General features: G+C 62.5%; 10 protein-coding genes. 8 read left to right on the top strand and 2 right to left on the bottom strand.

The features are described 5' to 3' along the window. Positions 1-118: 118 nt before the first annotated feature. On the top strand, positions 119-1,318 hold the full coding sequence (gene dapC / locus L8K08_RS03330) for a succinyldiaminopimelate transaminase (RefSeq protein WP_145161862.1): 1,200 nt from the start codon (positions 119-121) through the stop codon (positions 1,316-1,318). A gap of 10 nt (positions 1,319-1,328) precedes the next feature. Here dapC and L8K08_RS03335 read toward each other — a convergent pair whose 3' ends face one another. Next, positions 1,329-2,972, bottom strand: coding sequence for a Na+/H+ antiporter (locus tag L8K08_RS03335; RefSeq protein WP_145161859.1), 1,644 nt, complete (start codon positions 2,970-2,972; stop codon positions 1,329-1,331). A 293-nt stretch (positions 2,973-3,265) separates the two neighbouring features. Here L8K08_RS03335 and L8K08_RS03340 point away from each other — a divergent pair, with 293 nt between their 5' ends. The 4 genes from L8K08_RS03340 to L8K08_RS03355 all read left to right on the top strand — a co-directional run bounded on the left by L8K08_RS03340 (position 3,266) and on the right by L8K08_RS03355 (position 6,323). Beyond that, positions 3,266-3,574 (top strand): arsenate reductase, encoded by a 309-nt coding sequence (locus L8K08_RS03340; RefSeq protein WP_231982825.1) that lies wholly within the window; start codon positions 3,266-3,268, stop codon positions 3,572-3,574. 31 nt (positions 3,575-3,605) lie between these two features. Next, positions 3,606-4,640 (top strand): 2,3,4,5-tetrahydropyridine-2,6-dicarboxylate N-succinyltransferase, encoded by a 1,035-nt coding sequence (gene dapD, locus L8K08_RS03345; RefSeq protein WP_242194298.1) that lies wholly within the window; start codon positions 3,606-3,608, stop codon positions 4,638-4,640. 67 nt (positions 4,641-4,707) lie between these two features. Continuing rightward, a complete protein-coding gene (locus L8K08_RS03350; protein ID WP_242194299.1) occupies positions 4,708-5,913 on the top strand; it encodes a cysteine desulfurase in 1,206 nt (401 codons plus the stop codon). Next, positions 5,910-6,323, top strand: coding sequence for a SufE family protein (locus tag L8K08_RS03355; RefSeq protein ID WP_242194301.1), 414 nt, complete (start codon positions 5,910-5,912; stop codon positions 6,321-6,323). The genes L8K08_RS03350 and L8K08_RS03355 overlap by 4 nt, the downstream gene beginning before the upstream one ends. A 116-nt stretch (positions 6,324-6,439) precedes the next feature. Here the strand turns inward: L8K08_RS03355 and tcdA are convergent, their stop codons facing one another. After that, positions 6,440-7,255, bottom strand: a complete 816-nt coding sequence (tcdA, locus tag L8K08_RS03360; protein WP_242195051.1) for a tRNA cyclic N6-threonylcarbamoyladenosine(37) synthase TcdA — start codon at positions 7,253-7,255, stop codon at positions 6,440-6,442. A gap of 211 nt (positions 7,256-7,466) precedes the next feature. On the opposite strand from tcdA, the gene L8K08_RS03365 reads away from it, so the two are divergent. From L8K08_RS03365 to L8K08_RS03375, 3 genes are all read left to right on the top strand, one after another. Beyond that, positions 7,467-10,058, top strand: a complete 2,592-nt coding sequence (locus tag L8K08_RS03365; protein ID WP_242194303.1) for a glycosyltransferase — start codon at positions 7,467-7,469, stop codon at positions 10,056-10,058. 252 nt (positions 10,059-10,310) lie between these two features. Then, positions 10,311-11,462 carry a succinyl-diaminopimelate desuccinylase gene (dapE, locus tag L8K08_RS03370; protein WP_145161842.1) on the top strand — a complete coding sequence of 384 codons (1,152 nt, stop codon included), beginning with the start codon at positions 10,311-10,313 and terminating at the stop codon, positions 11,460-11,462. After that, positions 11,462-12,271: a putative RNA methyltransferase gene (locus L8K08_RS03375; protein WP_145161839.1), complete on the top strand. Its 810-nt coding sequence runs from the start codon at positions 11,462-11,464 to the stop codon at positions 12,269-12,271. Before dapE ends, L8K08_RS03375 begins: the two co-directional genes overlap by 1 nt. Positions 12,272-12,284 lie beyond the last annotated feature (13 nt).

A 12,284-nucleotide genomic window follows, 5' to 3' on the forward strand; every position in this document is an offset into this window, starting at 1 on the left:
ATGTGGGAGCTGGCTTGCCTGCGATGCGGGCACCGCGGTGTGTCTGGCGCAACGCAGCGATGCCAGCGCAGGCAAGCCAGCTCCCACAGGGTTCGTGCCCATTGCAATAGAGGCTTACATGAACAACGCCCTGAACCAGCTGCAGCCCTACCCGTTCGAGAAACTGCGCGCCCTGCTCGGCAGCGTCACGCCGAACCCGGACAAACGCCCGATTGCGCTGTCCATCGGTGAGCCCAAGCACACATCGCCGGAATTCGTTGCCAAGGCGCTGGCTGACAACCTCGACCAGATGGCCGTTTACCCGACCACGCTGGGCATCCCGGCATTGCGCGAGGCCATCGGCGCCTGGTGCGAACGCCGCTTCAACGTGCCCAAGGGTTGGCTGGACCCGGCGCGCAATATCCTGCCGGTCAACGGCACCCGTGAAGCGCTGTTTGCCTTCACCCAGACCGTGGTCAACCGCGCTGACGACGCATTGGTAGTGAGCCCGAACCCGTTCTACCAGATCTACGAAGGCGCCGCGTTCCTGGCCGGCGCTAAGCCGCATTACCTGCCGTGCCTGGACGCTAACGGCTTCAACCCGGATTTTGACGCCGTGTCGCCGGACATCTGGAAACGCTGCCAGATCCTGTTCCTGTGCTCGCCGGGCAACCCCACCGGCGCACTGATTCCGGTCGATACCCTGAAAAAGCTCATCGCCCTGGCCGACGAGTATGACTTCGTCATCGCCGCCGACGAGTGCTACAGCGAGTTGTATTTCGACGAACAAACCCCGCCGCCCGGCCTGCTCAGTGCCTGCGTCGAGCTTGGCCGTCAGGACTTCAAACGCTGCGTGGTCTTCCACAGCCTGTCCAAGCGCTCCAACCTGCCGGGCCTGCGCTCGGGCTTTGTGGCCGGCGATGCCGACATCCTCAAGGCCTTTTTGCTGTACCGCACCTACCATGGCTGCGCGATGCCGGTGCAAACCCAACGGGCGAGCATCGCGGCCTGGCAGGATGAAGCCCACGTGCTGGCCAACCGTGACCTGTACCGCGAGAAGTTTGACGCCGTGCTGGCCATTCTAAAGCCGGTGCTGGACGTACAAAGCCCGGACGGCGGGTTTTACCTGTGGCCGAACGTGAATGGCGACGACGCCGCGTTCTGCCGTGACCTGTTCGTGGAAGAACACGTGACCGTGGTGCCAGGTTCGTACCTGTCCCGGGACGTGGACGGCGTCAACCCAGGCGCCGGGCGCGTGCGCATGGCGCTGGTTGCACCGTTGGCGGAGTGTGTTGAAGCGGCCCAGCGCATTCGCGACTTCATTCAGCGCCGCCGCTGACACTTATGGGTCATTTCACATGGCCCAGATTCGCCTCGCTCATGTCCAGATCCGCCAGCACTTCACGCAAAACGTCATCACCAATCTGGTGATGACGGCTCAAGCTGTACAACTCCAACCGCTGCGCTCGCAGGGCCTTGAGGCGTAACTTGCGCTCCAACTGGTCCATCTGCAGCGCCAGCGCCTGGGCGTCGGCCGAGTCATTGAACACTTCCAACTGATGGCGATATTCCGACATCAGCCGCGCCTTCAGCTCGGCGGCCAGTGCGGCCTGAGCGGCGTCCGAGGTGTCGGTTTCGGCGGGTTCTTCCGCTTCAAGGGCATGGATCGCCGCCACGGCGGTCTTTTTCCACGCCTCGCGCACTTCGTTATGACGCTTTTCGTCGGGACTTTGCTCGATGCCGCGCAACAGCAACGGCAGCGCGATGCAAGCGGCGATCAGCGATAGCAGAATCACCCCGGCAGCGATGAAAATCAGCAGGTCCCGCTCAGGGAAGGCCTCGCCCGGCGCCAGCAGCAGGGGCACCGACATCACACCGGCCAGGGTCACCGCACCGCGCACGCCGCCGACCGTCAATAGCCAGCAGGAGCGCGCGGTCGGCACCAGGGTCAGTTCGCTTTTGCCACGCAGGCGGCGCAGTAAACCCGACAGGCGCCAGATGCTCTGCACCCAGATAAAGCGCAACACCACCAGCACCACAAAGATCGCAATCACATCCAGGCAGCGATACAGCAGGGTGGGCCACAACGTTGTCTCGTGGCTGACCACAGCCTTGATGATGTCCGGCAGTTGCAGGCCCAACAGCAGGAAGATCAGGCCATTGAAGGCAAACTCCAGCAGCGACCAGACACTGCGGTTAAGCAAGCGCGTGCTGGTCTGGCGCGGCAACAGGTCGAGCCAGCTTTGCATCATGCCCGCCGCCACCGCCGAGAGAATGCCCGATGCGCCCAGGCGCTCCGCCAATACATAGGCCGCAAACGGCAACAGCAACATGAACACCACATGCGTGGCCGGGTCATCCCAACCGCGCGCGATCATCCAGGCGCGCAAACGGCCGACCAGCCAGCTCAGCGCCACGCCAACCGCCAAACCACCCACGGCGACCAGCACAAAGGTCAGGCTGGCATCCGCCAGGGAGAACACGCCGGTCAGCGCCGCCGCCAGGGCGAACTTGAAGGTCACCAGGCCCGAGGCATCATTCATCAACGCTTCGCCCTGAAGCATGTGCATCAACGGCTTGGGCAGACGATTCTGGGCAATGGCCGACACCGCCACGGCATCCGTCGGCGATAAAACCGCCGCCAGGGCGAAGGCCACCGGCAACGGAATCGTAGGCAATATCCAATGAATGAAATAGCCAGCACCCACCACGGTGAACAGCACCAGCCCCACCGCCAACGTCAGAATCGGGCCGCGCAATCGCCAGAGCTCGCGCTTGGGCATGCGCCAGCCATCGGAGAACAACAGCGGCGGCAGGAACAGAAACAGAAACAACTCAGGGTCCAGCGCCACATGCAGCCCCAGAGTGGGCCAGGCCAGCAAAGCGCCGGCGGCGATCTGCACCAGGGGTAACGGCAGAGGAATGATGCGCCCGACCAGGCGCGAAACGCTGACCAGCATCAGCAGGATAAGAACGGTGTAGGCGGTTTGCATAAAGCGGGTTTCCCGGACAATCGACTTGCAACGACACCCATCAGGCAACAGCTGGCCGTTGAAGTGCCATATTACTCGGCTATGTTAGCCAGCCATGTTACGCGGCCATGCCGCGCCGTGGCGTTTGCACAAAAGTCGCACTGCGCCGTCAGCAAGCATGACGAGCGGCACCCAAACCTGCTGGTCATGGCATAATCCGTGACCTTTCGTTTCTACTTGGTCCAAAGGGGGGCAATTCCTTGACCGCTTCAAGCAAAACGTTGCACCTTTTCGGCATCAAAGCCTGCGACACCATGAAAAAAGCACGCACCTGGCTCGATGAGCACGCTGTGAGCTATGAGTTTCACGACTACAAAACGGCCGGTATCGACCGCGAACACTTGACCCAATGGTGCAACGAGCACGGTTGGCAGGTGGTTTTGAACCGTGCGGGCACCACCTTTCGCAAACTCGAAGACGAACGCAAAGCCGATCTCGATCAGTCGAAAGCCATTGAATTGATGCTCGCACAACCCTCGATGATCAAGCGCCCGGTGCTCGATCTCGGAGACAGAACCCTGATTGGCTTCAAGCCAGATAGTTATTCGGCGGCCCTCAAGTAGGCCAGCCTTCCATTTTTGTAGAGGTAACAGCATGTCCAATTCCCTGTTCAGCCTGGGCTTCGGCGTCGGCACTCAGAACCGCCAAGGTGCTTGGCTGGAAGTGTTTTACGCACAACCGTTGCTCAACCCGTCGGCCGACATCGTCGCAGCCATTGCGCCGATCCTGGGCTACACCGAAGGCAACCAGGCCATCACCTTCACCGTCTCCCAGGCGCTGCAACTGGCTGACGCACTCAAAGCCGTCGACGCTGCCCAAGCCGCCCTGCTGAGCCGTCTGGCGGAAAGCCACACCCCGCTGGTCGCGACCCTGCTGGCCGAAGACGCTGCGCTGACCTCCACGCCTGAGGCTTACCTCAAGCTGCACCTGCTGTCGCACCGCCTGGTCAAGCCGCACGGCCTGAGCCTGGCCGGCGTGTTCCCGCAACTGCCGAACGTGGCATGGACCAGCCAGGGCGCGATCGACATCAGCGAGCTGGCCGAACGCCAGCTGGAAGCGCGCCTGCGTGGCGAGCTGCTGGAAGTGTTCTCGGTGGACAAGTTCCCGAAAATGACCGACTACGTGGTCCCGGCCGGCGTGCGTATCGCTGATGCCGCGCGTATCCGCCTGGGTGCCTATGTGGGCGAAGGCACTACCGTGATGCACGAAGGTTTCGTCAACTTCAACGCCGGCACCGAAGGCCCGGGCATGATCGAAGGCCGCGTCTCCGCTGGCGTGTTCGTCGGCAAGGGTTCGGACCTGGGCGGCGGTTGCTCCACCATGGGCACCCTGTCGGGCGGCGGCAACATCGTGATCAAGGTTGGCGAAGGCTGCCTGATCGGCGCCAACGCCGGTATCGGTATCCCGTTGGGCGACCGTAATACCGTGGAGTCGGGCCTGTACGTCACCGCCGGCACCAAAGTCGCGCTGCTGGACGAGCAGAACCAACTGGTCAAAGTGGTCAAGGCGCGCGAGCTGGCCGGCCAACCGGACCTGCTGTTCCGCCGTAACTCCGAGACCGGTGCCGTGGAGTGCAAAACCCACAAATCGGCCATCGAACTGAACGAAGCGCTGCACGCTCACAACTAAGCAGCCACTCGATGCCACTAGCGGGTCGCGCCTTTGGGTCGGCCCGCTTATACGAGTCTTGAACACCATGCTTGTGCCCTCTCCCTGGCGCGCCGATTTTTCGGCCATCGCCACCCTGCAACGGCAAGACCAGACCTACCTGGACAACGCCGCCACCACGCAAAAACCCCAGGCCCTGTTGGATGCCATCAGCCATTACTACGCCAATGGCGCAGCCAATGTGCACCGTGCCCAACATTTGCCGGGCGCCCATGCGACCCAGGCGTTTGAAGACAGTCGCAGCAAGGTCGCGCAGTGGCTTAACGCAGGTGACAGCGGGCAAATCATCTTTACCCACGGCGCAACCTCTGCGCTGAACCTCCTGGCCTATGGCCTTGAGCACTTATTCAATGCGGGCGATGAAATTGTTATCAGCGCCCTGGAACACCACGCCAACCTGCTGCCCTGGCAGCAACTGGCCAAACGTCGCGCGCTCACGCTGGTGGTGTTGCCACTGGGTGACGACGGCGTGATTGACCTGCACGCCGCTGGCGAATTGATCGGCCCGCGCACGCGCGTCCTGGCAGTGAGCCAGCTTTCCAATGTGCTTGGCACCTGGCAGCCCTTGGACGCCTTGTTGGCGATGGCGCGGGCACACGGCGCGCTGACCGTGGTCGACGGTGCCCAGGGCATCGTGCATGGCCGCCATGATGTACAGGCGCTGGGGTGCGACTTCTACGTGTTTTCCAGCCACAAACTGTATGGCCCGGACGGCGTCGGCGTGCTGTTTGGCCGCAACGAAGCCCTGCATCACCTGCGCCACTGGCAGTTTGGCGGCGAGATGGTGCAACAGGCGGACTACCACAGCGCCAGTTTCCGCCCTGCCCCGCTGGGTTTTGAAGCGGGTACGCCACCAATCGCCAGCGTGATCGGCCTGGGTGCCAGCCTGGATTACCTGAGCTCACTGGACCCGACCGCCGTGGTCGCCCATGAAGCGGCGCTGCACGACTATCTGCTGCGCGGCCTCAAGGCACGCAATGGCATCCGCGTGTTGGGATCACCTCACGTAGCCTTGGCCAGCTTTGTGGTGGAAGGCATACACAACGCCGACCTCGCCCACCTGCTGACCGAACAGGGCATCGCCGTGCGCGCCGGCCACCATTGCGCGATGCCGTTGCTCAAGGCGATGCACTTGTCCGGGGCGATCCGCGTGTCCCTGGCGCTGTACAACGACTCCGATGACCTGGAGCGCTTCTTTGAAGCCCTCGACCAGGCGCTGGATATGTTGCGATGAGCTTGCCGGCCGAAGCCGCCGCTGCCCTGCACGCCTTTCAGGCGGTCGGCAGTTGGGAGCAGCGCGCGCGGATGCTGATGCAATGGGGCGAGCGCCTGCCAGCCTTGACCGATGAGGACAAAGTCGACGCCAACCTGGTGCAGGGCTGCGAAAGCCTGGTGTGGTTGGTGGGGCGTCTTGAGAACGGCCATTGGCAGTTCGCCGCGAGCAGCGATGCGCGGATGATTCGCGGGTTGGTGGCGCTGCTACTGGCGCGGGTCAATGGGCTGTCAGCGGCGCAGTTGCAGGCCGTTGACCTGCCCGATTGGTTTGCCCAGCTTGGCCTGTCACGGCAGCTGTCACCTTCGCGCAGTAATGGCTTGAATGCCGTCCTGCAGCGCATGCGCGAACTAAGCCATACGCGAAACTAAATGTGGGAGCGGGCTTGCTCGCGAAGGCAGAGTGTCAGTCAATACATCATTGACTGAACCACCGCATTCGCGAGCAAGCCCGCTCCCACATTTCGATCTCTGTACGGCTGTAAGATTTAGCTGGCTTTGACCCGCTCCGACGGCCTGCGCACCCCAGCCACAATCTTGTCCACCGCCTTGGTCGCCGCCACCATGCCAAACGTGGCCGTCACCATCATCACCGCGCCAAACCCGCCGGCGCAGTCCAGCTTCACCCCATCCCCAACGAAACTTTTTTGCAGACAAATGCTGCCGTCCGGCTTGGGATAGCGCAGCTGCTCGGTGGAAAACACGCACGGCACGCTGTAATGGCGGGTCACGGTGCGGGAGAAACCGTAATCGCGGCGCAACGTGGAGCGCACCTTCGAGGCCAGTGGGTCGTTAAAGGTGCGGTTCAGGTCGCACACCTGGATCAGCGTCGGGTCGATCTGCCCGCCGGCACCACCAGTGGTGATGATCTGGATCTTGCGGCGCTTGCACCAGGCAATCAGCGCAGCCTTGGCGTTGACGGCGTCGATGCAGTCGATCACGCAATCGATATTCGGCGTGATGTACTCGGCCATGGTGTCGCGGGTCACGAAGTCCGCCACCGCATGCACGGTGCAATCGGGGTTGATAGCGCGCAGGCGCTCGGCCATGACGTTTACCTTGGGCTTGCCCACGGTGCTGTCCAGCGCGTGCAACTGGCGGTTGCTGTTGCTGACGCAGACGTCGTCCAGGTCAAACAGCGAAATCTCGCCCACCCCGCAACGGGCCATGGCTTCAGCCGCCCACGAGCCTACGCCGCCGACGCCGACGATCGCCACATGGGCCGCTTTCAAGCGTTCCAGGCCTTCAATGCCATACAAGCGGGCGACGCCTGCAAACCGCGGATCTTCTGTGCTCATGACTATTACCCCAAAAACCGGCGCGCATTATGGACTACGCAGCGACAAGTTCGAAGCTTCCAGCTACAAGTAAAGAACTTAGGTGAACATTCGCGGACTAACGTCCGGCTTTTCTCTGTCTGCTGTACGCTCGGGGAAAGGCCAGTGTAGGATGCGCGCCGTTCGGCGTAAGCCGACACCTCTTTTCGTTCCACACCCTTTGGAACCCGAAATAGCCATGTCATCGCGTAAATTTGGACTCAACCTGGTGGTGGTGCTGGCAATTGCCGCGCTGTTCACCGGTTTCTGGGCGCTGATCAACCGCCCGGTCACCACACCCAACTGGCCTGAACAGATCTCCGGGTTCTCCTACTCGCCGTTCCAGCAAGGCCAGTTCCCGCAGAAAGACCAGTACCCAAGCGACGAAGAAATGCGTCGTGACCTCGAGATCATGAGCAAGCTGACGGACAACATCCGTACCTACTCGGTCGACGGCACCCTGGGCGACATCCCCAAGCTGGCGGAAGAGTTCGGCCTGCGCGTGACGCTGGGCATCTGGATCAGCCCGGACCTTGCGCGTAACGAACGCGAGATCCAGCGGGCCATCGAACTGGCCAACAGCTCACGCAGCGTCGTGCGCGTGGTGGTCGGTAACGAAGCGTTGTTCCGTGAAGAAATCACCCCAGAGGCGCTGATTGCGCTGCTCGACCGCGTGCGCGCCGCCGTGAAAGTGCCGGTGACGACGTCCGAGCAATGGCACATTTGGGAAAAGAACCCGCAACTGGCCAAGCACGTCGACCTGATCGCCGCGCACATCCTGCCGTTCTGGGAATTTATTCCGATGGACAAGGCCGGCCAATACGTACTCGACCGCGCCCGGGATCTGAAGAAACTGTTCCCGAAAAAGCCGCTGCTGCTGTCGGAGGTTGGCTGGCCGAGTAACGGCCGTATGCGCGGGGGCAATGAAACCTCGCCCGCCGACCAGGCGATTTACCTGCGTACGCTGGTCAATAAGCTCAACCGCCAGGGCTACAACTACTTCGTGATCGAGGCGTTCGACCAGCCGTGGAAAGTCAGTGACGAAGGCTCGGCCGGCGCCTATTGGGGCGTGTACAACGCCGCGCGCCAGCAGAAATTCAACTTTGAAGGCCCGGTGGTCGCAATCCCGCAATGGCGCGTGCTGGCCATCGGCTCAGTGGTGCTTGCGCTGCTGTCGCTGACCTTGCTGATGATCGACGGCTCGGCCCTGCGCCAGCGTGGCCGTACGTTCCTGACCTTTATCGCGTTCCTGTGCGGTTCGGTGCTGGTGTGGATCGGCTACGACTACAGCCAGCAATACAGCACCTGGTTCAGCGTAACCGTGGGGATCTTGTTGGCACTCGGCGCTCTCGGCGTGTTTATCGTGTTGCTGACCGAGGCCCACGAACTGGCGGAAGCGGTGTGGACCCACAAGCGCCGGCGTGAATTCCTGCCGGTGGAAGGCGATTCGGACTACCGCCCGAAAGTGTCGATTCATGTGCCGTGCTACAACGAGCCGCCAGAGATGGTCAAACAGACCCTCGACGCCCTCGCCGCCCTCGATTACCCGGACTATGAAGTCCTGATCATCGACAACAACACCAAGGACCCGGCGGTATGGGAACCGGTGCGCGACTACTGCGAAACCCTCGGCCCGCGCTTCAAGTTCTTCCACGTCTCGCCCCTGGCCGGTTTCAAGGGCGGCGCGCTGAACTACCTGATCCCGCACACCGCCAAGGACGCCGAAGTGATCGCGGTGATCGACTCGGACTACTGCGTGTCGCCCAACTGGCTCAAGCACATGGTGCCGCACTTCGCCGACCCGAAAATCGCCGTGGTGCAGTCGCCGCAGGATTACCGCGACCAGAACGAAAGCACCTTCAAGAAGCTCTGCTACGCGGAATACAAAGGCTTCTTCCATATCGGCATGGTCACCCGTAACGACCGCGACGCGATCATCCAGCACGGCACCATGACCATGACCCGTCGCTCGGTGCTCGAAGAACTTGGCTGGGCTGACTGGTGCATCTGCGAAGACGCCGAACTGGGCCTGCGCGTATTCGAGAAAGGCCTGTCGGCGGCGTATTACCACGACAGCTACGGCAAAGGCTTGATGCCCGATACCTTTATCGACTTCAAGAAGCAGCGTTTCCGCTGGGCCTACGGCGCGATTCAGATCATCAAGCGCCACACCGCCAGCCTGCTGCGCGGCAAGGGCACTGAGCTGACCCGTGGCCAGCGCTACCACTTCCTCGCAGGCTGGTTGCCGTGGGTGGCGGACGGCATGAACATCTTCTTCACCGTCGGCGCCCTGTTGTGGTCGGCGGCGATGATCATCGTGCCAACGCGGGTTGACCCGCCGCTGCTGATTTTCGCGATTCCGCCGTTGGCGCTGTTCGTGTTCAAAGTGGGCAAGATCATTTTCCTCTACCGCCGCGCGGTGGGCGTGAACTTGAAAGATGCGTTCTGCGCGGCGCTGGCCGGCCTGGCGTTGTCGCACACCATCGCCAAGGCGGTGCTTTACGGCTTCTTCACCACCAGTATTCCGTTCTTTCGGACCCCGAAAAACGCGGATAACCACGGCTTTTGGGTAGCGATCTCCGAAGCCCGCGAAGAAATGTTCATCATGCTGCTGTTGTGGGGCGCGGCGCTGGGGATCTACCTGGTGCAGGGCCTGCCGAGCAATGACATGCGCTTCTGGGTGGTGATGCTGCTGGTGCAATCGCTGCCGTACGTGGCGGCGTTGATCATGGCGTTCCTCTCGTCGCTGCCAAAACCTGCGGCGAAGGTTGAGCCGGCAACGGCTGAGTAAAAACTTGCGCAATGCACTAAACGGCGGCCCTTGGCCGCCGTTTTGCTATAAGATAACGGCCGTTTTGTGAGACTTGGCCTAGCCCTGCTTTCTGTGGGAGCCGGCTTGCCTGCGATGGCATCGCCGCGGCGTACCTGCCAGACCGCGGCGTCTGCATCGCAGGCAAGCCAGCTCCCACATTGAATCTGCGCCCATTCAGGTTGTGTATTCCACATTCGTCCTGCGCCCATAACACGCTTCCGGAGTTCCCCAATGACGGCCCATGCCGACCTTTCGCCGACCCTTCAACTCGCTATCGACCTGATCCGTCGCCCCTCGGTGACGCCGATCGACGCCGATTGCCAGAAGCTGATGATGCAGCGCCTGGGCGACGCCGGCTTTGCGCTGGAGCCGATGCGTATCGAGGACGTGGACAACTTCTGGGCCACCCACGGCAAGCACGACGGCCCGGTGTTGTGCTTTGCCGGCCACACCGACGTGGTACCGACCGGCCCGGTGGGCGCCTGGCAGAACGACCCGTTCGACGCGCTGATCGACGAAAACGGCATGCTCTGCGGCCGTGGCGCGGCAGACATGAAAGGCAGCCTGGCCGCCATGCTGGTGGCCTCCGAGCGTTTCGTCAGCGACTACCCGGACCATAAAGGCTCGGTCGCCTTCCTGATCACCAGCGATGAAGAAGGCCCGGCGCACCACGGCACCAAAGCCGTGATCGAACGCCTGGCAGCCCGCAAGGAACGCCTGGACTGGTGCATCGTCGGCGAACCGTCGAGCACCACGCTAGTGGGCGATGTGGTCAAGAACGGCCGCCGTGGCTCCCTCGGCGCCACCCTGACCGTGCGCGGCGTGCAAGGCCACGTGGCGTACCCGCACCTGGCGAAGAACCCGATCCACCTCGCCGCCCCGGCCTTGGCCGAATTGGCCGCCGAGCACTGGGACGACGGCAACACCTTCTTCCCGCCGACCAGCTTCCAGATTTCCAACCTCAATTCCGGCACCGGCGCCACCAACGTGATCCCCGGTGACCTGACGGCGGTGTTCAACTTCCGTTTCTCTACCGAGTCCACCGTCGAAGGCCTGCAACAGCGTGTTGCGGCGATTCTCGACAAGCATGGCCTGGACTGGCACGTGGAGTGGGCGCTGTCGGGCCTGCCGTTCCTCACCGAGCCCGGCGCGTTGCTGGATGCGGTGTCGGCCAGCATCAAGGCGATCACCGGGCGCGAAACCAAAGCCTCCACCAGCGGCGGCACCTCCGATGGCCGCTTCATTGCCACCCTCGGCACTCAGGTCGTGGAACTGGGCCCGGTCAACGCGACGATCCATCAGGTCAACGAGCGCATTCTGGCCAGCGACCTCGATGTGCTGACCGAAATCTATTACCAGACCCTGATCAAGTTGCTCGCCTGATGCTCGCTTGCCCCATTTGCAGCGCACCGCTCCACGCGGTGGACAATGGCGTGGCGTGCCCGGTCGGGCACCGTTTCGACCGCGCGCGCCAGGGTTACCTGAACCTGTTGCCGGTGCAGCACAAAAACAGCCGCGACCCGGGCGATAACCTCGCGATGGTCGAGGCACGCCGCGACTTCCTTAACGCCGGGCATTACGCGCCGGTGGCCAAGCGCCTGGCTGAACTGGCCGCTGAACGCGCACCGCAGCGTTGGGTGGACATCGGTTGTGGCGAGGGTTACTACACCGCGCAAATCGCCGAGGCCCTGCCCCACGCCGACGGCTATGCGTTGGACATCTCCAAGGAAGCGGTCAAGCGTGCGTGCAAGCGCAACCCGGCGCTGACCTGGTTGATTGCCAGCATGGCGCGCGTACCGCTGGCCTCGGGCAGTTGCCAATTTCTCGCCAGCGTTTTCAGCCCATTGGATTGGCAAGAGGCCAAGCGTCTGCTCAGCCCCGGCGGCGGTCTGATGAAAGTCGGCCCGACGGCCGGCCACCTGATGGAACTGCGCGAACGCCTGTACGACGAAGTGCGCGAGTACACCGACGACAAACATCTGGCCCTGGTGCCGGATGGCATGAGCCTGGCACACAGCGAAACCCTGGAATTCACCTTGAGCCTGGCCGAGCCCAATGACCGCGCCAACCTGCTGGCGATGACACCACACGGCTGGCGCGCGAGTGCCGAGCGCCGCGCCGAGGTGATCGAGGCCGCCGAGCCGCTGCAGGTCACGGTGTCGATGCGCTACGATTATTTCGTGCTTCAATAACCGACTTTTAAGC

The organism is Pseudomonas sp. TREG-RG-20F-10-E-6-01 (genome assembly GCF_022662455.1).
GTDB lineage: Bacteria > Pseudomonadota > Gammaproteobacteria > Pseudomonadales > Pseudomonadaceae > Aquipseudomonas.

Coding starts and splice junctions, on each gene's coding strand:
- dapC (WP_145161862.1), top strand. CDS start 119: ATGAACAACGCCCTGAACCAGCTGCAGCCCTACCCGTTCGAGAAACTG.
- L8K08_RS03335 (WP_145161859.1), bottom strand. CDS start 2,972: ATGCAAACCGCCTACACCGTTCTTATCCTGCTGATGCTGGTCAGCGTT.
- L8K08_RS03340 (WP_231982825.1), top strand. CDS start 3,266: ATGAAAAAAGCACGCACCTGGCTCGATGAGCACGCTGTGAGCTATGAG.
- dapD (WP_242194298.1), top strand. CDS start 3,606: ATGTCCAATTCCCTGTTCAGCCTGGGCTTCGGCGTCGGCACTCAGAAC.
- L8K08_RS03350 (WP_242194299.1), top strand. CDS start 4,708: ATGCTTGTGCCCTCTCCCTGGCGCGCCGATTTTTCGGCCATCGCCACC.
- L8K08_RS03355 (WP_242194301.1), top strand. CDS start 5,910: ATGAGCTTGCCGGCCGAAGCCGCCGCTGCCCTGCACGCCTTTCAGGCG.
- L8K08_RS03365 (WP_242194303.1), top strand. CDS start 7,467: ATGTCATCGCGTAAATTTGGACTCAACCTGGTGGTGGTGCTGGCAATT.
- dapE (WP_145161842.1), top strand. CDS start 10,311: ATGACGGCCCATGCCGACCTTTCGCCGACCCTTCAACTCGCTATCGAC.
- L8K08_RS03375 (WP_145161839.1), top strand. CDS start 11,462: ATGCTCGCTTGCCCCATTTGCAGCGCACCGCTCCACGCGGTGGACAAT.